Genomic DNA, 21,172 nt, shown 5'->3' on the forward strand with positions numbered 1-21,172 from the left:
GATCGTTTCAGTGCTTTCGCCACTGCCATTCAAGGGTTATTCTTGAGCTCACATCCATTGCCGTCGGGCGGCTAAAAACGACCTTGAACGCACCCATAGAACCCCATCGTTTCATCCTCGAACCTTTCGAGGCCCACCGTTTCGCCAACTTGTGCGGCCAGTTCGACGAGCACCTGCGCCTGATCGAACAACGCTTGGCCATCGAGATCCGCAACCGCGGCAATCAGTTCGAACTGATCGGCGAGCCCAAGACCACTTCCGCTGCTGAACAGCTGCTGCGCCGCCTCTATCGCGAGGCCAAGGCCACTGACCTGTCGCCGGAAACCGTCCATCTGTACCTGCAGGAGTCGACCGTCGAGAACATCGACAACCCGGCGGTCAACGAGGTCAGCGTCTCGTTGCGCACGCGCAAGGGCAATATTCGCCCGCGCGGCGTCAACCAGCAGCGCTACGTCAAGGAAATCCTGGCCAACGACATCAACTTCGGCGTTGGCCCGGCCGGTACTGGCAAGACTTACCTGGCCGTGGCCTGCGCCGTGGATGCCCTAGAGCGCGAACAGGTGCGCCGCATCCTGCTGGTGCGCCCGGCGGTCGAGGCGGGCGAGAAGCTCGGCTTCCTGCCCGGCGACCTGGCACAGAAGATCGACCCGTACCTGCGCCCGCTGTATGACGCGCTCTACGAAATGCTGGGCTTCGAGCACGTGGCCAAGCTGATCGAGCGCCAGGTGATCGAGATCGCCCCGCTGGCCTACATGCGTGGCCGCACCCTGAACAACAGCTTCATCATCCTCGACGAGAGCCAGAACACCACGCTTGAGCAGATGAAGATGTTCCTTACCCGCATCGGCTTCGGCTCGACTGCGGTGATCACCGGTGACATCACCCAGGTCGACCTGCCGCGTGGCACCAAGTCGGGCCTGGCGCATGTGATCGACGTGCTCAGGGACGTTCCGGGTATCAGCTTTACCCATTTCCAACCCAAAGATGTGGTTCGTCACCCACTGGTGCAACGCATCGTCGAGGCCTACGACCGCTTCGAAGGCCGTCAGGCCCAGCTAGAGGCACCCGGCAAAGATGCTTGAACTCGACCTGCAACGGGCCACGGACGCCGCCGCCCCTGATGATGCCGCCTTCCGTCGCTGGTGCGAGCTGGCCCTTCGCCAGCGCACAGCCGACTCGGAAATGACCATTCGCCTGGTCGATGAAACCGAAGGCCGCGAGCTGAACCACACCTACCGGCACAAGGACTACGCGACCAACGTGTTGTCGTTTCCCGCCGACGTGCCCGATGACCTGCTCGATATCCCATTGCTGGGCGACCTGGTGATCTGCGTGGCGGTGGTCGAGCGCGAAGCCGCCGAACAGGGCAAGGCCCTGGAGGCGCATTGGGCGCACTTGGTAATACACGGCTGCCTGCATCTGCTCGGTTACGACCACATCGACGATGAAGAAGCCGAGGAAATGGAAGCCCTGGAACGAGAATTGCTGGCAGAACTGGGCCACCCGGACCCCTATGCCGACGACGAAACCGATTCAATCACACACTGACACTGCAAGGATCACGAGTAACCGCCATGAGCGAAGATCGATCGAGCAACGGGCAAAAGTCCTGGTTGGGTAAACTGACCCAGGCTTTTGCCCATGAGCCGAAAAACCGCCAGGAGCTCCTTGAGCTGCTGCGCGAAGCCCATCAGAACAAGCTGCTCGACAGCGAAGCGCTGACCATCGTCGAAGGCGCCATCCAGGTCGCTGACCTGCAAGTGCGCGACATCATGGTGCCGCGCTCGCAAATGATCAGTATCAAGGCCAGCCAGTCGCCTCGCGAGTTCCTGCCGGCGGTGATCGACGCCGCGCACTCGCGCTACCCGGTGATCGGCGAAAGCCACGACGATGTGCTGGGCATCCTGCTCGCCAAGGACCTGCTGCCGCTGATCCTCAAGGAGAACGGCGACAGTTTCAACATCAAGGACCTGCTGCGCCCGGCTACCTTCGTGCCCGAGTCCAAGCGCCTGAACGTGCTGCTGCGCGAGTTCCGTGCCAACCATAACCACATGGCCGTGGTCATCGACGAATACGGCGGTGTGGCGGGCCTGGTGACCATCGAAGACGTACTGGAACAGATCGTCGGCGACATCGAAGACGAGCATGACGTCGAGGAAGACAGCTACATCAAGCCGCTGCCCAGCGGCGACTTCCTGGTCAAGGCACTGACGCCGATCGAGAACTTCAACGAGTTCTTCGACAGCAGCTTCTCCGATGACGAATTCGACACCGTTGGCGGCCTGGTGATGAGCGCGTTCGGGCACCTGCCCAAGCGCAACGAAACCACCGAGATCGGCGCCTACAAGTTCCGCATTCTCAATGCCGACAGCCGGCGGGTACACTTGCTGCGCCTGACACCGATCACCCGCTAAGGACAATCATGCGTTGGATCACCCGCCCCGGCTGGCCCGGTAACCTGCTGGCCATGGCGGCCGGCGCTTCCACCCTCCTGGCCCTGGCGCCATTCGACATCTGGCCGCTGGCCCTTTTGTCCATCGCCCTGCTCTACCTTGGCCTGCGCGAGCTCAGCCCGCGCCAGGCCATGGGCCGTGGCTGGTGCTTCGGTTTCGGCCTGTACGGCGCCGGCACCTGGTGGATCTACGTCAGCATGACCACCTACGGCGGCGCCTCGCCGCTGCTGGCGATCCTGCTGCTGTTGGCGTTCTTCGCCGCCCTGGCCTGGTTCTTCGCCCTGCCCGCGTGGCTGTGGGCGCGCTGGCTGCGGCGCAATGAGGCGCCACTGGCTGATGCCTTGTGCTTCGCGGCCCTGTGGCTGCTGCAGGAGGCCTTCCGCGGCTGGTTTCTCACCGGCTTCCCTTGGCTTTATGCCGGCTACAGCCAGCTCGACGGCCCGCTGGCGGGCCTTGCGCCGCTGGGGGGTGTCTGGCTGATCTCGTTCACCCTGGCGCTTAGCGCCGCGTTGCTGTGCAACTTGCCCCGCCTGCGTGCCCGGCCCTCGTTCCTGGCCGTCGCCGGCGTGCTGCTGCTGGCCCCCTGGCTACTGGGCATGGCACTCAAGGGCCACGCCTGGACCAAGCCTGCCGGCGAGCCGCTGAAGGTGGCCGCCATCCAAGGCAACGTCGCGCAGGACCTGAAGTGGGACCCGGCCCACATCGACGCCCAGCTGGCGCTGTACCGTGACATGAGCTTCACCTCAAAGCCGGTAGACCTGCTGATCTGGCCCGAAACTGCGGTACCGGTGCTCAAGGACCAGGCCCAGGGCTACATCGACGTGATGGGGCGCTTTGCCGCCGAGCGCCATTCGGCGCTGATCACCGGCGTGCCGGTGCGTGAGGTGGTGCACCACCAGCGCCGCTACTACAACGGCATTACCGTAACCGGCGAAGGTGACGGCACCTACCTCAAGCAGAAGCTGGTGCCCTTCGGCGAGTACGTGCCCTTGCAGGACATGCTGCGCGGCGTGATCGAGTTCTTCAACCTGCCGATGTCGGACTTCGCCCGGGGCCCGGAAGACCAGCCGTTGCTGCAGGCCAAGGGTTATCAGGTCGCACCGTACATCTGCTATGAAGTGGTCTACCCCGAGTTTGCCGCCAGCCTGGCAGCGCGCAGCGACCTGCTGCTGACGATCAGCAACGACACCTGGTTCGGCACCTCGATCGGCCCGCTGCAGCACCTGCAGATGGCACAGATGCGCGCACTGGAAGCCGGCCGCTGGATGATCCGCGCCACCAACAATGGTGTGACCGCGCTGATCGACCCGTTTGGGCGCATTACCACACAGATCCCGCAGTTCCAGCCGGCGGTGCTGTATGGCGAGGTGGTGCCGATGCAGCAGCTGACGCCTTATCTGCAGTGGCGTTCGTGGCCGCTGGCGATTGTCTGTGTGCTGTTGCTCGGGTGGGCGTTGCTGGCAGGGCGGATTGCCAAGACTGTTTGACTGCGCCCTCCTTAATGACCGGCGCAGTCTTTGTAGGAGCGGCCTTGCGTCGCGAAAGGGCTGCGTAGCGGCCCCAGGTTCTGTGGCGCAAAGAAGATCGCTGGGGCTGCTGCGCACCCCTTTCGCGACGCAAGGCCGCTCCTACAAAGACCAAGCACCTCCGAGATCAGTAGAACAACCGATACCCCACCAACCCCACCGCTTCATTAAGCAACTGCCCGCTCTGCCACATCGCCCGGCTTTCCGGCAGCAACCCGGCAAACGGGCGGGCATGCTCGCGCCCGAGGAAGCCCATCGGTGCCGGCACCACGTCGAACCCTGCCTGCTCGAAGCTCCAGCGCGAACGCTGCATATGCCAGGCCTGCGTCACCACGACCACCCGGCGAATACCCAGCGGCTGCAGCATGTCCGCCGTGAACCGGGCATTTTCCCAGGTGGTGCGGCTGGCCTGCTCTTGCCATTTCACCTCAACCGCAAAATCCTCACGCAAGCGATCGGCCATCAACCGCGCTTCACTGGGCGGCGTGCCATAGTGCAAGCCACCACTGGTCAGCACCGGCAAACCCGAGGCCTTGGCCAACCGTGCGGCAAAGCGCATGCGCTCAAGGGCCGTTGCAGTGGGCTGGTCATCGCCACCCCAGGCCGGGTCACCGCGCTCGCGCCCTGCGCCCAGCACGACAATGGCATCCGCCCTGCCCGCAAGGCCCGCCCATTCGCTGACCGCCAGCGGCGGCTCGGTCTCCAGCAGGCGCGCCGATTCCTGCACGGCAAGCGGCAGGCTCATCAGCCACAAACTGCCAAGGCCCACGGCGAAGCACAGCCCGGCCAGCCGTGGGCGCCGCTTGCGCAGCCACCACGCCGCCAACAGCAGCAGCAAGAGGACGCCAGGCGGCATCAGCCATTGTTTGATGAAGAATCGGATCGGCATCGGCCACACCTCCATGGAAGGCGTGCAGCCTAAGAGGATCGACGCCGGGCAACAAGTGTGCGGCCGGCGACGATCGTGAGAAGTGTATTGAAGAACCGGCGCGCGATGGCCTGCGGCTGGCGTCCTGAACGGCTAACGATGTGGCAGCGTCCTGGATCTCGCCGTGCTGGCGGGGCGTTTCTTGTCCTTGAGCCAGATGATCTTGGCCGATGTCGGCTCCGCTTGCGGGTAACTGCCGGCACAGGCATTTTGGCGCTCCGGGAGGGTGTCCAGGTACGCCTTGATCACTTCGAACTCTGCGTGGCTAAGGCCACGCAACTCCAGCTCGGCTGGCATCTCGTCGCGCAATCTTACCGATGTCCTGGCAACTTCCAGCGCCAGGCCAAGGCGGTCGATCAGGCGTTCGTAAAGCTCCGGTTTGATTGCGGGTAGCTGCGTCTCTCCCATCCGTTCACCTCATTGAAGGTCAGAATATCTCCCCCCACACCTGAGCTTAGCGTCACTCTAAAAAGCAGCCGTTTGCCGCGACCAGCGGCCATTAGCAATCAAGGTTTCCCACGATGCGCGGCGCTGCTGTATGCTACGGCGTTCACTCTAAACGACACCGGAGTACCGGTTGCAGCGAGGTTCCGCTGCCTGGAACAAGGTCTCTTCTCTCTCAGCCAAAAGTAGCCATGCACGAACAATACACGCCCCGTGATATCGAAGCCGCCGCCCAGAACTTCTGGGACGAGCAACAATCGTTCGCTGTTACCGAACAGCCAGGCAAAGACACTTACTATTGCCTATCGATGTTCCCGTACCCGAGCGGCAAGCTACACATGGGCCACGTGCGCAACTACACCATCGGTGACGTGATTGCCCGCTACCAGCGCATGCTGGGCAAAAACGTCCTGCAGCCGATGGGCTGGGACGCCTTCGGCATGCCCGCGGAAAACGCGGCGATGAAAAACAACGTCGCCCCGGCCAAGTGGACCTACGAAAACATCGACTACATGAAGACCCAGCTCAAGAGCCTGGGCCTGGCCATCGACTGGGCACGTGAAGTCACCACCTGCAAGCCGGACTACTACCGCTGGGAACAGTGGCTGTTCACCCGCCTGTTCGAAAAGGGCGTCATCTACCGCAAGAACGGTACCGTCAACTGGGACCCGGCCGACCAGACCGTGCTCGCCAACGAGCAGGTCATCGACGGCCGCGGCTGGCGTTCGGGCGCGCTGATCGAAAAGCGCGAAATCCCGATGTACTACTTCCGCATCACCGACTATGCAGACGAGCTGCTGGAAAGCCTCGACGAGTTGCCGGGCTGGCCTGAACAGGTCAAGACCATGCAGCGCAACTGGATCGGCAAGTCGCGCGGCATGGAAGTGCAGTTCCCGTTCGACCAGGCCAGCATCGGCCACGAAGGCACCCTCAAGGTCTTCACCACCCGCCCCGACACACTGATGGGCGCCACCTACGTCGCAGTCGCCGCCGAACACCCGCTGGCCACCCAGGCCGCCCAGGGCAACCCGGCGCTGCAGGCGTTCATCGACGCGTGCAAGAGCGGTAGCGTCGCCGAGGCCGACATGGCCACCCAGGAGAAGAAGGGCATGCCCACTTCCCTGTTCGTCGACCACCCGCTGACCGGCGAGAAGCTGCCGGTGTGGGTCGCCAACTACGTATTGATGCATTACGGCGATGGCGCGGTGATGGCCGTGCCGGCCCACGACGAGCGCGACTTCGAGTTCGCCCACAAGTACAACCTGCCGGTCAAGGCCGTGGTGCGCACCAGCGCTGGCGATGACGTCGGCAACGAGTGGCTGGCCGCCTATGGCGAGCATGGCCAGCTGATCAACTCCGGCGAGTTCGACGGCCTGGACTTCGCCGGCGCCTTCGACGCCATCGAGGCCGCCCTGATCCGCAAGGACCTCGGCAAGTCGCGTACCCAGTTCCGCCTGCGCGACTGGGGCATCAGCCGTCAGCGCTACTGGGGCTGCCCGATCCCGATCATCCACTGCCCGTCCTGCGGCGACGTGCCGGTACCGGAAGACCAGCTGCCGGTCACCCTGCCGGAGAACGTGGTACCGGACGGCGCCGGCTCGCCACTGGCGCGCCTGCCAGAATTCTACGAATGCACCTGCCCGAAATGCGGCACCGCGGCCAAGCGCGAAACCGACACCATGGACACCTTCGTCGAGTCGTCCTGGTACTTCGCCCGCTACGCCTCGCCAAACTACGATCAGGGCCTGGTCGACCCGAAAGCGGCCAACCACTGGCTGCCGGTCGACCAGTACATCGGCGGCATCGAGCACGCGATCCTGCACCTGCTGTACGCGCGCTTTTTCCACAAGCTGATGCGTGACGAAGGCCTGGTCACGTCGAACGAGCCGTTCAAGAACCTGCTGACCCAAGGCATGGTGGTCGCCGAGACTTACTACCGCGTCGCCAGCAACGGTGGCAAGGACTGGTTCAACCCGGCCGACGTCGAAATCGAGCGTGACGCCAAGGCCAAGATCATTGGTGCGCGCCTGAAGACCGACGGCCTGCCGGTGGAAATCGGCGGCACCGAGAAGATGTCGAAGTCGAAGAACAACGGCGTCGACCCGCAATCAATGATCGAAGCCTACGGCGCCGACACTTGCCGCCTGTTCATGATGTTCGCCTCGCCACCTGACATGAGCCTGGAGTGGTCCGACTCCGGCGTCGAAGGTGCAAGCCGCTTCCTGCGCCGTGTCTGGCGCCTGGCCCAGGGCCACGTCAACCAGGGCCTGCCGGGCACGCTGGATGTCGCCGCGCTGGACGACGCGCAAAAAACCATCCGTCGCGCCATCCATGCCGCCATCAAGCAGGCCAGCACCGACGTGGGCCAGTACCACAAGTTCAACACCGCCATCGCCCAGGTGATGACCGTGATGAACGTGCTGGAAAAGGCCCCGCAAGCCACCGAACAGGACCGCGCCCTGCTGCAGGAAGGCCTGGAAGCCGTGACGCTGCTGCTGGCACCGATCACCCCGCACATCTCCCACGAGCTGTGGAAGGCGCTGGGCCACGACCAGGCGGTCATCGATGCTGGCTGGCCAGCGGTCGACGAGAGCGCGCTGGTGCAGGACAGCATCGTCCTGGTGGTACAGGTCAACGGCAAGCTGCGTGGCCAGGTCGAAATGCCGGCCGCCGCCAGCCGCGAGGAAATCGAAGCCGCCGCCCGCAGCAACGAGAATGTCCTGCGCTTCATCGATGGCCTGACCATCCGCAAGGTCATCGTGGTGCCGGGCAAGCTGGTCAACATCGTCGCCAATTGATGGCACGCCCGCCCGCAGCCACTGCGGGCGGGCGGTACAGGCCCAAGAGGGAGCAACAACATGATCAAACGCAATCTGCTGGTAATCGGCCTGGCCGTTTTGCTCAGCGCCTGCGGTTTCCAGCTGCGCGGCACTGGCTCTACCGAGCTGAGTGTCAAGGAGATGGACGTCAGTGCACGTAATGCCTATGGCGAAACCGTGACCGAACTGCGCCAGGTGCTGGAGCGCAGCGGCGTCAACGTGCACGCCGGCGCACCGTACCGCCTGGTCCTGACCAACGAGCAGGAAAACCAGCGCGCCGCGACCTACAGCGGTGGCAGCCGCTCGGCCGAGTACGAGCTGACCACGGTGCTGAACTACAGCATCCAGGGCCTGAACAACCTGGAACTGCTCAGCGACAAGCTGGAAGTGCGCAAGATCTACGTGCGTGACGCCTCCAACATCACCGGTTCCGAGCAGGAAGCCAATCGGGCACGTGAAGAAATGCGCCGCGACCTGGTCAACGCCATGGTTGTACGCCTGCAAATGCTGACCCCGGCCCAACTGGACGAGCTGCAGGTCAAAGCCGACGAACGCGCCAAGGCCGAAGCCGACGCGCTGGAAGCGGCCCGCAGCCAGCAGGCTGAAACGCCGCAGCAGTCGCCACTGGAAGTTCCGGGCAACTGAGCCCGCGCGGGGCACCCCGGTGCCCCGCCTGTTTCCAATGAAACTCGCCCCCGCCCAACTCAACAAGCACCTGCAAGGCGCTCTGGCACCGGTCTACGTGGTCAGTGGCGACGACCCGTTGCTGTGCCAGGAAGCCGCCGACGCCATCCGTGGCGCCGCACGCCAGCAGGGTTTCGACGAACGCCAGGTGTTCAGCGCCGACGCCAATTTCGACTGGGGCACCCTGCTTCAGGCCGGTGCCAGCCTTTCCCTGTTCGCCCAGCGCCGCCTGCTGGAGCTGCGCCTGCCCTCTGGCAAACCCGGGGACAAGGGCGCCGCCGCGTTAATGGAGTACTGCGCCAACCCGGCCGAGGACACGCTGCTGCTGATCAGCCTGCCCAAGCTCGACGGCAGCGCGCAGAAGACCAAATGGGGCAAGGCCCTGATCGAAGGCGCCCACTGCCAGTTCATCCAGATCTGGCCGGTAGATGCCCACCAGCTACCCCAGTGGATCAACCAGCGGCTGTCACAGGCGGGCCTTTCGGCGCAGCGTGATGCGGTCGACCTGATTGCCGCACGCGTCGAAGGCAACTTGCTGGCCGCCGCCCAGGAAATCGAAAAGCTCAAGCTGCTGGCCGAGGGTAACCAGATCACCGTGGAGACCGTGCAGTCGGCAGTCGCCGACAGCGCCCGCTTCGATGTCTTCGGGCTGGTCGATGCCATTCTCAATGGCGAAGCCGCGCATGCCCTGCGCATGCTCGAAGGGCTGCGCGGTGAAGGCGTGGAGCCACCGGTGATTCTGTGGGCACTGGCCCGCGAGCTGCGGCAACTGGCCGGGCTGGCTCAGCAGTTCAGCCAGGGCGTACCGCTGGACAAAGCCTTCAGCCAAGCACGACCACCGGTGTGGGATAAACGCCGCCCGCTGGTCAGCAAAGCACTGCAGCGCCTTTCCGCGCAGCGTTGGGCCCAGCTGTTGCAGGATGCCCAACGTATCGATGCGCAGATCAAGGGGCAGGCCGAGGGGTCGCCTTGGACCGGGCTGGCGCGGCTTTCGTTGTTGATGGCGGGGCAGCGATTGGCGCTTCCTTCGCAATAGCCGGGCGCGCTGCGCACGCCTTTCGCGACGCAAGGCCGCTCCTACGAGCGTCGCGTACTGCCACCCATAAACACAATCAATTGGCCCGTAGTAGCCCTGGGGCCTACAGTGCGCCCCGAAAGCCACCCATCGGGAACCTGCACCATGAGCAAAAAGCCGAAAAAGCACGGCCCCAACAAGGCCAAGTCGATCGTCGCCCAGCCCTTGTTCCGCTGCCGCCAGGAACAACCAGACAAGGGCAAAGGCAGCTACCGCCGCGAAGCCTTCCAATCGAGAGATTGGGAGGCTTCTTACTTTTTGGCCGCATGAAAGCATCGAAAGCGCAGGCATGGTATGGTCGGCACCTGACCTGAAATTCTGGATCTGTGCATGCTCTTCAGTCTTCTCCCCCGTTGGAAATCCCGCCAGCTGATCGCGGCCTCCAGCTTCATCCTGCTCGTCGCCTGCGCGGAAAAACCCACCGCCGCCGATGCCTTGCCGCTGGCCCCTGCCCAGCCCGCTCCAGTGGTGAACCTGCCCGGTGCAACGCCCGACGCCAGCACTGAGATCCAACCCCTGCAAACCTTCGCGCAATGGCAGGCTGGCTTCCGCCAACAAGCGCTGCAGGCCGGTATTTCGCCGAACACCTTCGACCGTGCATTCCTCGGTGTTACCCCCGACCTGGACGTGATCAAGGCCGACCGCAGCCAGCCTGAGTTCAGCCGGCCGGTGTGGGAGTACCTTGAAGGCGCCCTGTCGCCACTGCGTGTGCGCAACGGCAAGAAACTGCTGGAGCAGAATGCAGAGCTGCTGACCCGCCTCGAACAGCGCTATGGCGTGGATCGCCAGGTGCTGGTTTCGGTCTGGGGCATGGAAAGCAACTTCGGCCAGTTCCAGGGCAGCAAGTCGGTCATTCGCTCGCTGGCGACCCTGGCCTACGAAGGCCGCCGCCCGCAGTTCGCCCAGGACCAACTGATTGCCGCCCTGCAGATCCTGCAGAACGGTGACATCCAGCCGGAGGCCATGCGCGGTTCGTGGGCCGGTGCAATGGGCCAGACCCAGTTCATTCCGACTACCTACAACACCCATGCCGTGGATTTCGACGGCGATGGCCGCCGGGACATCTGGAACAGCACCCCGGACGCCCTGGCCTCGACCGCGCACTACCTGCAAAGCTCCGGCTGGAAGCGTGGCCAACCCTGGGGCTTTGAAGTGCAGGTGCCGGCAGGTTTCGACTTCTGGCTGGCCGATGGTTCGCTGCGCAAGCCGGTGAGCGAGTGGCTGCAACTGGGCGTGACACTGCCAGCCGGCACCCAACTGCCCGCCAACAGCAATCAGCTGTCCGCCGCCCTGCTGCTGCCTGCGGGCGCTCGCGGTCCGGCGTTCCTGGTACTGGACAACTTCCGCGCGATCCTCAAGTACAACAACTCATCGTCCTATGCCCTGGCAGTGAGCCTGTTGGGTGATCGGTTCTCAGGCTGGGGGTTCATTGCCGGCAGCTGGCCGAAAGAGGACCTGCCCCTGAGCCGCAGCGAACGCATGGAGCTGCAGCACCTGCTCAATGCCAGCGGGCATGACGCGGGCAATGCCGACGGCATCATTGGCGCCAATACCCGCAAGGCCATTCGCACCGCCCAGCAGGGGTTGGGTTGGCCGGCGGATGGGTATCCGACGCACAAGCTGCTTGAGCGCTTGCGTCAGCGTTGAGGCAGTTGGGGCTGCGGCGCAGCCCCATCAAGCCCTGAACAGATCCTGCTGCAACACCAGGCTCATCTTCTCGCTGTCCAGCACCACCTCGGCTCCCAACGGCAAGCACACATTCGGGTCACAGTGCCCACTGCGCCACCCGGCCAGCACCGGCACACCCAGCGGCCCGAAAATGTCCTGCAGCAACGGCGTCATAGCCGCCACGGTAATACCGGCGAAATCCCCCACCAGCACCCCCTTCACCCCCGCAAGCTTGCCCGCCAGGCGTAACTGGGTCAGCAAACGGTCGACGCGAAACAGCGGCTCGTTGACGTCTTCGATGAACAAGATGCAGCCCTGGGTATCGATCTGGGCCACAGTGCCCAGGGTCGCACCCAGCATCGACAGGTTGCCGCCCAACAAACGCCCGCTGGCAACACCCGGCACCACGCAGCTCAGGGCAAAGTCTGCCGGATGAGCGATCGCATCCCCCGCCCCTACCTGCCCCATCAACTGGGCCACCAGCGACGACTCGGTCGGTTGCTGCTTGGCGCCTAGCAGGTCGGCATTGAGCATCGCCCCATGGAAGGTAATCAACCCGGTCTTGCGGTAGATGGCCGTGTGCAGCGCGGTGATGTCGCTGTAGCCGATCAGCGGCTTGGGATTACGGCGAATGAGCTCAAAATCGAGCCTATCGAGCAAACGCATGCTGCCGTAACCCCCGCGCATGCACACAATCGCATCGATGGCTGGATCGGCGAAGGCATCGTGAAGGTCCTGCAGCCTTTGCTGATCGGTACCTGCGAGGTAACCCTGGGCCTCTTCCACACCCGGGTAGATACGGCAACGGTAGCCACGCCCGGCAAACCATTGGCTGGCCTTTTGCGCATCCAGCCGTGCCGGACCGGCCGGGGCGACGATGGCAAAGCAGGCATTGCCTGGCAGTGCAACAGGCAGGCGTGACTCGGTGCGTTCAGTGCAGTACATCGTGCAACTCCTTGCAGGTATAGGGCCGCCCAAATCTAAATACGCAAGGCTTTCCAACACAGTAGGAAAAAAGCCTAAACAAAAATGCCGATGCCGCCTTTCGGCGCGCATCGGCATGTGTGGCTCAGACCAGGCTCAGAGCTTGATCTTGGCTTCGTGAGCCTGCTGGTCGGCATGGTACGAAGAACGCACCAGCGGGCCGGAGGCGACGTTCTTGAAGCCCATCTTGTAGCCTTCCTCGGCGAACCAGGCGAAGGTGTCGGGGTGCACGAAACGCTGCACCGGCAAGTGGCTGCGCGAGGGCTGCAGGTACTGGCCGAGGGTCAGCATGTCGATCTCATGCTCGCGCATGCGCTGCATCACTTCGATGACTTCTTCGTCGGTCTCGCCCAGGCCGAGCATCAGGCCCGATTTGGTCGGCACGTGCGGCACCATCTGCTTGAACTTCTGCAGCAGGTCCAGCGACCAGTCGTAGTCCGAACCGGGACGCGCTGCCTTGTAAAGGCGCGGTACGGTTTCCAGGTTGTGGTTGAACACATCCGGCGGCTCTTGCGCGGTGATCTGCAGGGCGACATCCATACGGCCACGGTAGTCCGGGACCAACGTTTCCAGCTGCACGCCCGGCGACAAGGCGCGGATCTCGCGAATGCAGTCGGCGAAGTGTTGGGCACCACCGTCACGCAGGTCGTCGCGGTCCACCGAGGTGATCACCACGTACTTCAGGCGCAGGTCGGCGATGGCGACCGCGAGGTTTTTCGGCTCATCGACGTCCAGTGCCTTCGGTCGGCCGTGGCCAACGTCGCAGAATGGGCAACGACGGGTGCAGATGTCACCCATGATCATGAAGGTCGCGGTACCGCCAGAGAAGCACTCGCCCAGGTTCGGGCAGGAGGCCTCTTCGCAGACGCTGTGCAGCTTGTGCTTGCGCAGCAGTTGCTTGATGCGGTCTACCTCGGGCGAAACCGGGATGCGCACACGGATCCAGTCAGGCTTCTTCGGCAGCTCATCGGTGGGGATGATCTTCACCGGGATGCGCGCCACCTTGTCGGCGCCACGCAGTTTGACCCCAGCTTCCACCTTCTTCGGCGCAGTGCGCGGGGTGGCATCCAGGGTAGGTATCAGGTTCGGCACGGCTTCTTGCACAGTTGTCATATTCAGTCGATTCCGCCCGTGAGGGTCGTCTGCTCAGCGTAGTCGAGGTGCTTGACCAGCTGTCCGCGCAGCCTTGTCCTGACCTCGTTGAGTTCGATCGGGCCTGCCTGATCGCGTAGCTGGGTCATGGCCAGCCCCGCATAGCCGCAGGGGTTGATTCGGCGGAATGGCGCAAGGTCCATGTCCACGTTCAGGGCAAGGCCGTGGAAAGAACGGCCGTTGCGGATTCGCAGGCCGAGGGAGGCGATCTTCGCTCCATCGACATAGACACCCGGGGCGTCGGGCTTGGCCGCGGCCTGGACATCGTAACTGGCAAGCAGGTCGATCAGCGCCTGCTCGATGCGGCTGACCAGCTCACGTACACCAAACCCCAGCCGCCGTACATCCAGCAGCAGGTAAGCCACCAACTGCCCGGGGCCGTGATAGGTCACCTGGCCACCGCGGTCGGTCTGTACCACCGGGATATCGCCCGGGATCAGCAGGTGCTCGGCCTTGCCAGCCTGGCCCTGGGTAAAGACCGAAGGGTGTTCGACCAGCCAGATTTCGTCCTGGCTGTCGGGCCCACGCTGCTCGGTAAAGCGACGCATGGCTTCCAGCACCGGTTCATAGGGCTGCAGGCCGAGATCGCGAAAACCGAGACAGGCGGACATCAGAGCACCATTTTCACGATGCCGGTAGCACGCAGGGCGCTATTGATATCGTGCAACTGATCCTCGCTGGTGGCAACGATGTGCAGTTGCACCGTGGTGTACTTGCCTTCCTTGCTCTGGCGCTCGGCCAAGGTCTGCATGTCGACCTCAGCATATTTCTTCAAGATCTCGATGACCGTGTCCTTGAAATTGACCACGGTGTCACCGATCACCTTGATCGGGTAATCGGCGCAGGGGAATTCGATCTTGTGCGACTTGACGTCAGGTTCGCTCATGGCGGAAACGGCCTCGTAAGCCGTGGCAACAACAACGCTCCCGCATGAACAGCGGGAGCGTGGCAGGTCACGTTATCAGTTGAACAACCCGTAGAAGAATAGACGGATGCTATCCCACATACGGCGGAAGAAACCACCTTCCTCGACGCCATCGAGGGCGATCAGGTCGGCGCTGTGAACCACGTTCTCGTCCAGTTTGACTTCCACTTTGCCGATCACGTCACCTTTGGCGATCGGCGCGGTGAGCTGCGGGTTCATGGTCATCGAAGCTTGCAAGCGCTTCAATTGGCCTTTAGGCATAGTCATGGTCAGGTCGTTGGCCAGGCCCGCCTTGACTTGGCTGGTGGCGCCCTTCCAGACCGGGGCCTGGGTCAGCTCGGTGCCCTTCTGGTAGAAGGTCTGGGTTTCGAAGAAGCGGAAGCCGTAGGTCAGCAGCTTCTGGGTTTCGGCGGCACGGGACTGCTCGCTGTTGGTGCCGAACACCACGGCGATCAGGCGCTGGCCGTCACGTACGGCCGAAGCCACCATGCAGTAACCGGCTTCGTCGGTGTGGCCGGTCTTCAGGCCATCGACGGTCTTGTCGCGCCACAGCAGCAGGTTGCGGTTGGGCTGCTTGATGTTGTTCCAGAAGAACTCTTTCTGCGAGTAGATCGCATAGTGGGCCGGGTCGACGTCGATGATCGCACGCGCCAGCAGGGCCATGTCATGCGCCGAGGAGTAGTGCTCCGTGTTCGGCAGGCCGGTCGGGTTCATGAAGTGGCTGTTGGACATGCCGAGGTCGGCGGCTGTCTTGTTCATCATGTCGGCGAAGGCGTCTTCGCTGCCGGCGATGTGCTCGGCCAGGGCGACCGAAGCATCGTTACCCGACTGGATGATGATGCCGTGCAGCAGGTCGCTGACCGTGACCTGGCTGCCGACCTTGATGAACATGCGCGAACCGCCGGTACGCCAGGCGTTTTCGCTGACGGTAACCGGATCGTTTTCACCGATCTGGCCACGGCGAATGTCCAGGGTGGCGATGTAGGCGGTCATCAGCTTGGTCAGGCTGGCCGGTGGCAGGCGCTCGTCACCGTTGTTCTCGACCAGCACGTTGCCGCTGGACGCGTCCATGAGTACGTAGGACTTGGCTGCCAGTTGCGGTGGTGCCGGCATCATTTGCTCTGCCGCGAAAGCAGCAGGCGTGATCATCAGCAGTACGGGCAGGCAAAGTCGTTTGGCAAGGTTGGTGATGTTCATCCGTCTCTCGAAAATCGCTAATGGTCTGAGATGTTCCCTGGGCCACGTCGTGTACCCAGCGCCAGTCAGTCTAGTTTTAAGGCCTTGGGCCGTGCCCACGAAGTGCGGCTTTATGTCGCTGCGGGCAAAAACGGCCATTGTACATGCGCGCGCCCGGCAATTCATGACAAAACCGACAGTTTGGTGTAGCCCGCTTCGCGGGTAAACCGCTTGGGTTTACCCGCGAAGAAGCCGACTCGGTCAGTCAGCTGTGACCAGCTTGGCCTGCCCCAAGTTCGCCAGGCGAATGCTGTCTTGCGCCTGCTGGATCTCACCTTGGCTGCCGATCGGCCCCAGACGCACGCGGTGCAGCGTCTGCTGGTTACGCACGATGGAGCTGATGAACACCGGTGCGCTGACCATGGTGCTCAGCTTAGAACGCAGCAACTCGGCGGCGTCCGGGTTGGCGAAGGCGCCCACCTGCAGGAAGCTGCCGCCGTTGCCCGCCGGCACATTGTTGCCGCCGACTTGCACGGGCACGACAGGCGCCGCGTGCTGCTGCGGTGGCGGGGTCCACTGCTCGACGCGGCCGGTGCTGGCCGGGATCGACTGGGTCTGCGCGACCTGAGGCTCCTTCAGCACCAACGGTGGCTGTTGGCCACGCTGGGCCCACCATTGTTGCGGGTCGATGCCTTCGACGCGCACATGCGCGGTGCCGATTTCGGCGTAGCCGAGCTTTTTCGCCGCTGCGTACGACAAGTCGATGATGCGGTCGGAATAGAACGGGCCACGGTCGTTGACCCGCAGGACCACGCTGCGGCCGTTGGCCAGGTTGGTCACCCGCACATAGGCCGGCAGCGGCAAGGTCTTGTGCGCGGCGCTCATGCCGTACAGGTCATAGAGCTCGCCGTTGGCGGTGTTCTGCCCGTGGAACTTGGTGCCATACCACGACGCGGTACCCTCGGCGCGGTAGTTGCGCGATTCCTGCATCGGGTAGTAGGTCTTGCCCAGCACCGTGTACGGGTTGGCCTTGTAGTTGCCGGTGTGCACCGTCGGCGTGGCGTCGGGGATCTTGTTCACATCCACGTCCCACCACGGCGCACCGTCCTTGTGGGCACGGTTGATGTCCAGCCCGGGCTGCGTGCGCACGGTGTTACCGCTGCTTTGCGGGGTCGGGCGGCTGGAAGAACAGCTGGCCAGGGCCACGCCGACGGCGAGGCAGGTCAGCAGCTTGAAAGCGTTGGTAGAGATCATTGCGCGCATTACTTGACGCCCCGTGCTTGGACCAGCTGTTCCGAAAGCTGATGCACCGCCATGGCATACATCACGCTGCGGTTGTAGCGAGTGATCGCGTAGAAGTTCTTCAGGCCCATCCAGTACTCGGGGCCGTTTTCGCCCTCCAGGCGGAAGGCGGTAACCGGCAGATCATCGCGCAGCGCATCATGACTTGACCAGCCCAGCGCCCGCAACTCCCCGACCGTCTTCACCGGCTCGATACCGGTGGTCAGGCCTTCGTCGGCACGCTCGCCCTGCACCATGGCACGACTGACCACGCCCTCGCCGGCCACCCAGCCATGGCGCTTGAAGTAGCTGGCGACACTGCCGATGGCATCGTCCGGGTTGTTCCAGATATTGATGTGACCATCGCCGTCGAAGTCCACGGCATAGTTGCGGAAACTGCTCGGCATGAACTGCGGCAGGCCCATGGCACCGGCGTAGGAACCCTTGAGCGTGAGCGGGTCAAGCTGCTCTTCGCGGGCCAGCAGCAGGAACTCGCGCAACTCCTTGCGGAAGAATTCGGCCCGCGGCGGGTAGTCGAAGCCCAGCGTCGACAGGGCGTCGATCACCCGGTAATTGCCGGTATTGCGGCCAAAGAAGGTCTCTACGCCGATGATCGAGACGATGACTTGCGCCGGCACCCCGTATTCCTGCTCGGCACGGGCCAGCACCGCTTCGTGCTGGCGCCAGAAGTCCACACCACGGGCGATGCGCGCGTCGGTGATGAACATCGGCCGGTAGTCCTTCCACGGTTTGACCCGTTCGGCCGGCCGCGAGATGGCATCGAGGATCGACTGCTTACGCTGCACTTCGCGGAACACGCCGGTCAACTGCTCACTGGCAAAGCCATAGTCACGGGCCATTTCGCCAACGAACTCGGCCACCTGGGGCGAGCCATCGTAGTCGCCCGCATGGGCCAGCTGGACAGCGCCGAACAGGCCCACCGCACCGATCCACGGCGTACAACGGGCAGCCCAGTTACGCACTGCTTGCATTAAATTCTTCACCTTATTCAAACCTGTGCGATCCATTTGCGGTGCGTATGGATCGACATCAGAACGCCAAACGCTGACAGCAGCGTCACCAACGAAGTTCCGCCATAGCTGATGAAGGGCAGCGGCACGCCCACCACGGGCAGAAGGCCGCTGACCATACCGATATTGACGAACACGTATACAAAGAAAGTCATCGTCAGGCTGCCCGCCAGCAGCTTGCCGAACAGGGTCTGCGCCTGGGCCGTGATCATCAGCCCGCGGCCGATCAGCAGCAGGTAGACGATCAGCAGCAGGCAGATGCCGACCAGGCCGAACTCCTCACCCAGCACCGCAATGATGAAGTCGGTGTGGCTCTCGGGCAAAAAGTCCAAGTGCGACTGGGTGCCCAGCAGCCAGCCCTTGCCAAAGACGCCGCCCGAGCCGATCGCGGCCTTGGACTGGATGATGTTCCAGCCGGTGCCCAGCGGGTCGCTTTCCGGGTCGAGGAAGGTCAGCACGCGCTGCTTCTGGTAGTCGTGCATGACGAAGAACCACATGGCCACCGCCACTGGCACCGCGGCGGCCACCACGCTGACGATCCAGCGCCAGCGCAGCCCCCCCATGAACAGCACGAAGGCACCGGAGGCGAGAATCAGCAGCGCCGTGCCCAGGTCAGGCTGGCGGACGATCAGAATGAACGGCACGCCGATCAGCACCAGGCTGATCGCCACATGCTTGAGGTGCGGCGGCAAGGTGCGCTTGGACAGGTACCAGGCGATGGTCGCCGGCATGATGATCTTCATGAACTCCGAGGGCTGGAAGCGGATCACCCCCGGGATGTTGATCCAGCGCGTCGCGCCCATTGCGTTGTGGCCCATGACGTCCACGACCACCAGCAACAGCACCCCCGTCAGGTACGCCAACGGCACCCAGCGCGCCATGAAACGCGGCTCCAGCTGGGCGATGACGAACATCGACACCAGGCCGATGCCGAACGAGGTGGCCTGCTTGAGCAGCAGGTCCCAGTTCTTGCCACTGGCCGAATAGAGCACGAACAGGCTGCCGGCCGCGAGGGCCAGCAAAATGACCAGTAACGGTCCGTCGATATGAATGCGCTGCAGAAAACTGGCGCGCCGACGCATCACATCCTCGCTGGAGAGCATGCGATCGAAATTGTTCATCACAGGGCCGATTCCTGAGTAACGGTGGCGGGAGCGAACTCGGTCTTGAGCCGGCCGTGCTCGTCGAGCAACCAGGCGTCCATGATCTGGCGCACCACCGGTGCGGCGACGCCAGAGCCTGACTCACCGTTCTCGACCATCACCGAAATCACGATCTTCGGGTCATCGGCCGGTGCAAAGGCGACGAACAGGGCGTGGTCGCGGTGGCGTTCCTGAAGTTTGTTGCGGTCGTATTTTTCGCCTTGCTTGATCGCCACCACCTGGGCGGTACCGCTCTTGCCGGCGATACGGTACTGGGCGCCGACCGCAGCCTTGCGCGCGGTACCCCGTGCGCCATGCATCACCTGCTCCATGCCATGGGTAACCTTGGCCCAGTCGGACTTGTCCCGCAGGATGATGTTTTCCATGGGGTTGTCGTCCACCGGTGGCTGGCCTTCGATGGTCTTGGCCAGGTGCGGGCGGTTCCACACGCCTTTGTTGGCGATCAACGCGGTGGCCTGGGCAAGCTGCAGCGGCGTGGCCTGCATGTAGCCCTGGCCGATACCGAGAATCAGGGTTTCGCCGGGGAACCAGGCCTGGCGGCGGGTGGCGCGTTTCCATTCACGCGACGGCATGAGCCCGGAGGACTCTTCGAACATGTCGAGGGACACTTTCTGGCCAATGCCGAACTTGTTCATGTAGGTGGACAGGCGGTCGATGCCCATCTTGTGGGCAAGGTCGTAGAAGTAGGTGTCGTTGGAGCGCATGATCGCGGTATCCAGGTCGACCCAGCCATCGCCAGAACGGTTCCAGTTACGGTATTTGTGATCGTAGTTGGGCAGTTGGTAATAGCCTGGGTCGAACACCCGACTGCCGGCATTGACAACGCCACTGTCCAGGCCGGCGATGGCCACCGCCGGCTTGATGGTCGAGCCGGGCGGGTACAGCCCGCGCAACACGCGGTTGAACAGCGGCCGGTCGATCGAATCACGCAGTTCGGCATAGGCCTTGAAGCTGATGCCGGTGACAAACAGGTTGGGGTCGAAGCTCGGCTGGCTGACCATTGCCAGCACCTCACCCGTGCGCGGATCGAGCGCAACTACTGCGCCGCGCCGGCCACCCAGGGCCGCCTCGGCGGCTTCCTGCAGCTTGATGTCCAGGCTCAGGACGATGTCCTTGCCCGGCTTCGGGTCGGTACGCTTGAGCACCCGGAGTACCCGGCCGCGGGCATTGGTCTCGACCTCTTCGTAACCGACCTGGCCGTGCAGGGCATCTTCGTAGAAGCGCTCGATACCGGTCTTGCCGATATGGTGCGTGCCGCTGTAATTCACCGGGTCCAGGGTTTTCAGCTCTTTCTCGTTGATGCGCCCGACATACCCCACCGAGTGCGCGAAGTGCGCACCCTGCGGATAGTGCCGCACCAACTGCGCGACCACTTCCACGCCCGGCAGGCGGAACTGGTTCACTGCCACACGGGCAATCTGCTCTTCGTTGAGCTCGAACAGGATGGGCACCGGCTCGAACGGCCGGCGGCCTTGGCGCATGCGTTTTTCGAAGAGGGCGCGGTCGTCCGCTGTCAGCTCCAGCACTTCGACGATGTTGTCCAGCACCACCTGCCAGTCCCCTGCGCGTTCACGGGTCATGGACAGGCTGAAGCTGGGCCGGTTATCGGCGATGATCACCCCGTTACGGTCGAAGATCAGCCCGCGGGTCGGCGGGATCGGCTGCACATGCACCCGGTTGTTCTCCGACAGCGTCGAGTGGTAGTCGTACTGGATGATCTGCAGGTAATACAGCCGCGCGATCAAGACGCAGATAAGCAGCATGATCGCCACCGCGCCGACCACGACGCGGTTACGCACCAGGCGGGCGTCTTTCTCGTGGTCCTTGAGACGGATCGGCTGCGACATCGGACTGCTTACAGGC

The 21,172-nt window shown here is 63.4% G+C and carries 20 protein-coding genes; 9 read left to right on the top strand and 11 right to left on the bottom strand.

Features of this window, described 5'->3' with window-relative positions:
* Nucleotides 1-83 precede the first annotated feature (83 nt).
* From LOY26_RS23685 to lnt, 4 genes are read left to right on the top strand one after another with little or no spacing between them, the layout of a single operon-like run.
* Complete coding sequence (locus tag LOY26_RS23685; RefSeq protein ID WP_033701701.1) at nt 84-1,082, top strand: PhoH family protein; 999 nt, start codon at nt 84-86, stop codon at nt 1,080-1,082.
* A complete protein-coding gene (gene ybeY / locus LOY26_RS23690; protein ID WP_047582393.1) occupies nt 1,075-1,548 on the top strand; it encodes an rRNA maturation RNase YbeY in 474 nt (157 codons plus the stop codon). Before LOY26_RS23685 ends, ybeY begins: the two co-directional genes overlap by 8 nt.
* 26 nt (nt 1,549-1,574) lie before the next feature.
* Nucleotides 1,575-2,414: an HlyC/CorC family transporter gene (locus LOY26_RS23695; protein WP_033701704.1), complete on the top strand. Its 840-nt coding sequence runs from the start codon at nt 1,575-1,577 to the stop codon at nt 2,412-2,414.
* Nucleotides 2,415-2,422: 8 nt separating this feature from the next.
* Nucleotides 2,423-3,940: an apolipoprotein N-acyltransferase gene (gene lnt / locus LOY26_RS23700; protein ID WP_186652660.1), complete on the top strand. Its 1,518-nt coding sequence runs from the start codon at nt 2,423-2,425 to the stop codon at nt 3,938-3,940.
* A 166-nt stretch (nt 3,941-4,106) separates the two neighbouring features.
* Here the strand turns inward: lnt and LOY26_RS23705 are convergent, their stop codons facing one another.
* Together LOY26_RS23705 and LOY26_RS23710 are read right to left on the bottom strand one after the other, a co-directional pair.
* Nucleotides 4,107-4,868 carry a YdcF family protein gene (locus LOY26_RS23705; protein ID WP_186652662.1) on the bottom strand — a complete coding sequence of 254 codons (762 nt, stop codon included), beginning with the start codon at nt 4,866-4,868 and terminating at the stop codon, nt 4,107-4,109.
* 132 nt (nt 4,869-5,000) lie between these two features.
* Entirely contained in the window at nt 5,001-5,315 is a 315-nt protein-coding gene (locus tag LOY26_RS23710) for a hypothetical protein (RefSeq protein WP_047582388.1), read from the bottom strand.
* Nucleotides 5,316-5,542: 227 nt separating this feature from the next.
* Between LOY26_RS23710 and leuS the strand changes: the two genes are divergently transcribed.
* From leuS to LOY26_RS23735, 5 genes are all read left to right on the top strand, one after another.
* Nucleotides 5,543-8,149: a leucine--tRNA ligase gene (leuS, locus tag LOY26_RS23715; RefSeq protein ID WP_033701708.1), complete on the top strand. Its 2,607-nt coding sequence runs from the start codon at nt 5,543-5,545 to the stop codon at nt 8,147-8,149.
* Between the two features lie 60 nt (nt 8,150-8,209).
* Nucleotides 8,210-8,815, top strand: coding sequence for an LPS assembly lipoprotein LptE (gene lptE / locus LOY26_RS23720; protein WP_033701709.1), 606 nt, complete (start codon nt 8,210-8,212; stop codon nt 8,813-8,815).
* Nucleotides 8,816-8,852: 37 nt separating this feature from the next.
* A complete protein-coding gene (gene holA, locus LOY26_RS23725; RefSeq protein ID WP_033701710.1) occupies nt 8,853-9,890 on the top strand; it encodes a DNA polymerase III subunit delta in 1,038 nt (345 codons plus the stop codon).
* Between the two features lie 144 nt (nt 9,891-10,034).
* Entirely contained in the window at nt 10,035-10,199 is a 165-nt protein-coding gene (gene arfA, locus LOY26_RS23730; protein ID WP_016501800.1) for an alternative ribosome rescue factor ArfA, read from the top strand.
* A 60-nt stretch (nt 10,200-10,259) separates the two neighbouring features.
* Complete coding sequence (locus LOY26_RS23735; RefSeq protein WP_186652664.1) at nt 10,260-11,576, top strand: lytic murein transglycosylase; 1,317 nt, start codon at nt 10,260-10,262, stop codon at nt 11,574-11,576.
* Nucleotides 11,577-11,603: 27 nt separating this feature from the next.
* Here the strand turns inward: LOY26_RS23735 and LOY26_RS23740 are convergent, their stop codons facing one another.
* The 9 genes from LOY26_RS23740 to mrdA form a co-directional block, all read right to left on the bottom strand.
* Nucleotides 11,604-12,542, bottom strand: coding sequence for an LD-carboxypeptidase (locus LOY26_RS23740; RefSeq protein WP_033701713.1), 939 nt, complete (start codon nt 12,540-12,542; stop codon nt 11,604-11,606).
* Between the two features lie 135 nt (nt 12,543-12,677).
* On the bottom strand, nt 12,678-13,694 hold the full coding sequence (lipA, locus tag LOY26_RS23745; protein WP_033701714.1) for a lipoyl synthase: 1,017 nt from the start codon (nt 13,692-13,694) through the stop codon (nt 12,678-12,680).
* Nucleotides 13,695-13,696: 2 nt separating this feature from the next.
* Nucleotides 13,697-14,344, bottom strand: a complete 648-nt coding sequence (gene lipB / locus LOY26_RS23750) for a lipoyl(octanoyl) transferase LipB (RefSeq protein ID WP_033701715.1) — start codon at nt 14,342-14,344, stop codon at nt 13,697-13,699.
* A complete protein-coding gene (locus LOY26_RS23755; protein ID WP_033701716.1) occupies nt 14,344-14,619 on the bottom strand; it encodes a DUF493 domain-containing protein in 276 nt (91 codons plus the stop codon). The genes lipB and LOY26_RS23755 overlap by 1 nt, the downstream gene beginning before the upstream one ends.
* A 75-nt stretch (nt 14,620-14,694) precedes the next feature.
* Nucleotides 14,695-15,855 carry a D-alanyl-D-alanine carboxypeptidase family protein gene (locus LOY26_RS23760; RefSeq protein WP_033701717.1) on the bottom strand — a complete coding sequence of 387 codons (1,161 nt, stop codon included), beginning with the start codon at nt 15,853-15,855 and terminating at the stop codon, nt 14,695-14,697.
* Between the two features lie 240 nt (nt 15,856-16,095).
* Nucleotides 16,096-17,097 carry a septal ring lytic transglycosylase RlpA family protein gene (locus LOY26_RS23765; protein WP_186652668.1) on the bottom strand — a complete coding sequence of 334 codons (1,002 nt, stop codon included), beginning with the start codon at nt 17,095-17,097 and terminating at the stop codon, nt 16,096-16,098.
* Nucleotides 17,097-18,107 (bottom strand): lytic murein transglycosylase B, encoded by a 1,011-nt coding sequence (gene mltB / locus LOY26_RS23770; RefSeq protein ID WP_033701719.1) that lies wholly within the window; start codon nt 18,105-18,107, stop codon nt 17,097-17,099. The genes LOY26_RS23765 and mltB overlap by 1 nt, the downstream gene beginning before the upstream one ends.
* A gap of 17 nt (nt 18,108-18,124) precedes the next feature.
* Nucleotides 18,125-19,228 carry a rod shape-determining protein RodA gene (gene rodA / locus LOY26_RS23775; protein WP_050506153.1) on the bottom strand — a complete coding sequence of 368 codons (1,104 nt, stop codon included), beginning with the start codon at nt 19,226-19,228 and terminating at the stop codon, nt 18,125-18,127.
* A gap of 38 nt (nt 19,229-19,266) precedes the next feature.
* Entirely contained in the window at nt 19,267-21,156 is a 1,890-nt protein-coding gene (gene mrdA / locus LOY26_RS23780; protein ID WP_033701721.1) for a penicillin-binding protein 2, read from the bottom strand.
* Nucleotides 21,157-21,172 lie beyond the last annotated feature (16 nt).

The sequence above is a fragment of the Pseudomonas sp. B21-047 genome, from assembly GCF_024748775.1.
GTDB classification, from domain to species: Bacteria; Pseudomonadota; Gammaproteobacteria; order Pseudomonadales; family Pseudomonadaceae; genus Aquipseudomonas; species Aquipseudomonas capeferrum.

Excerpts from the sequence above, each read along its gene's own strand:
- ybeY (WP_047582393.1), top strand. The coding sequence starts at position 1,075 with ATGCTTGAACTCGACCTGCAACGGGCCACGGACGCCGCCGCCCCTGAT.
- LOY26_RS23695 (WP_033701704.1), top strand. The coding sequence starts at position 1,575 with ATGAGCGAAGATCGATCGAGCAACGGGCAAAAGTCCTGGTTGGGTAAA.
- lnt (WP_186652660.1), top strand. The coding sequence starts at position 2,423 with ATGCGTTGGATCACCCGCCCCGGCTGGCCCGGTAACCTGCTGGCCATG.
- LOY26_RS23705 (WP_186652662.1), bottom strand. The coding sequence starts at position 4,868 with ATGCCGATCCGATTCTTCATCAAACAATGGCTGATGCCGCCTGGCGTC.
- LOY26_RS23710 (WP_047582388.1), bottom strand. The coding sequence starts at position 5,315 with ATGGGAGAGACGCAGCTACCCGCAATCAAACCGGAGCTTTACGAACGC.
- leuS (WP_033701708.1), top strand. The coding sequence starts at position 5,543 with ATGCACGAACAATACACGCCCCGTGATATCGAAGCCGCCGCCCAGAAC.
- lptE (WP_033701709.1), top strand. The coding sequence starts at position 8,210 with ATGATCAAACGCAATCTGCTGGTAATCGGCCTGGCCGTTTTGCTCAGC.
- holA (WP_033701710.1), top strand. The coding sequence starts at position 8,853 with ATGAAACTCGCCCCCGCCCAACTCAACAAGCACCTGCAAGGCGCTCTG.
- arfA (WP_016501800.1), top strand. The coding sequence starts at position 10,035 with ATGAGCAAAAAGCCGAAAAAGCACGGCCCCAACAAGGCCAAGTCGATC.
- LOY26_RS23735 (WP_186652664.1), top strand. The coding sequence starts at position 10,260 with ATGCTCTTCAGTCTTCTCCCCCGTTGGAAATCCCGCCAGCTGATCGCG.
- LOY26_RS23740 (WP_033701713.1), bottom strand. The coding sequence starts at position 12,542 with ATGTACTGCACTGAACGCACCGAGTCACGCCTGCCTGTTGCACTGCCA.
- lipA (WP_033701714.1), bottom strand. The coding sequence starts at position 13,694 with ATGACAACTGTGCAAGAAGCCGTGCCGAACCTGATACCTACCCTGGAT.
- lipB (WP_033701715.1), bottom strand. The coding sequence starts at position 14,344 with ATGTCCGCCTGTCTCGGTTTTCGCGATCTCGGCCTGCAGCCCTATGAA.
- LOY26_RS23755 (WP_033701716.1), bottom strand. The coding sequence starts at position 14,619 with ATGAGCGAACCTGACGTCAAGTCGCACAAGATCGAATTCCCCTGCGCC.
- LOY26_RS23760 (WP_033701717.1), bottom strand. The coding sequence starts at position 15,855 with ATGAACATCACCAACCTTGCCAAACGACTTTGCCTGCCCGTACTGCTG.
- LOY26_RS23765 (WP_186652668.1), bottom strand. The coding sequence starts at position 17,097 with ATGCGCGCAATGATCTCTACCAACGCTTTCAAGCTGCTGACCTGCCTC.
- mltB (WP_033701719.1), bottom strand. The coding sequence starts at position 18,107 with ATGCAAGCAGTGCGTAACTGGGCTGCCCGTTGTACGCCGTGGATCGGT.
- rodA (WP_050506153.1), bottom strand. The coding sequence starts at position 19,228 with ATGCGTCGGCGCGCCAGTTTTCTGCAGCGCATTCATATCGACGGACCG.
- mrdA (WP_033701721.1), bottom strand. The coding sequence starts at position 21,156 with ATGTCGCAGCCGATCCGTCTCAAGGACCACGAGAAAGACGCCCGCCTG.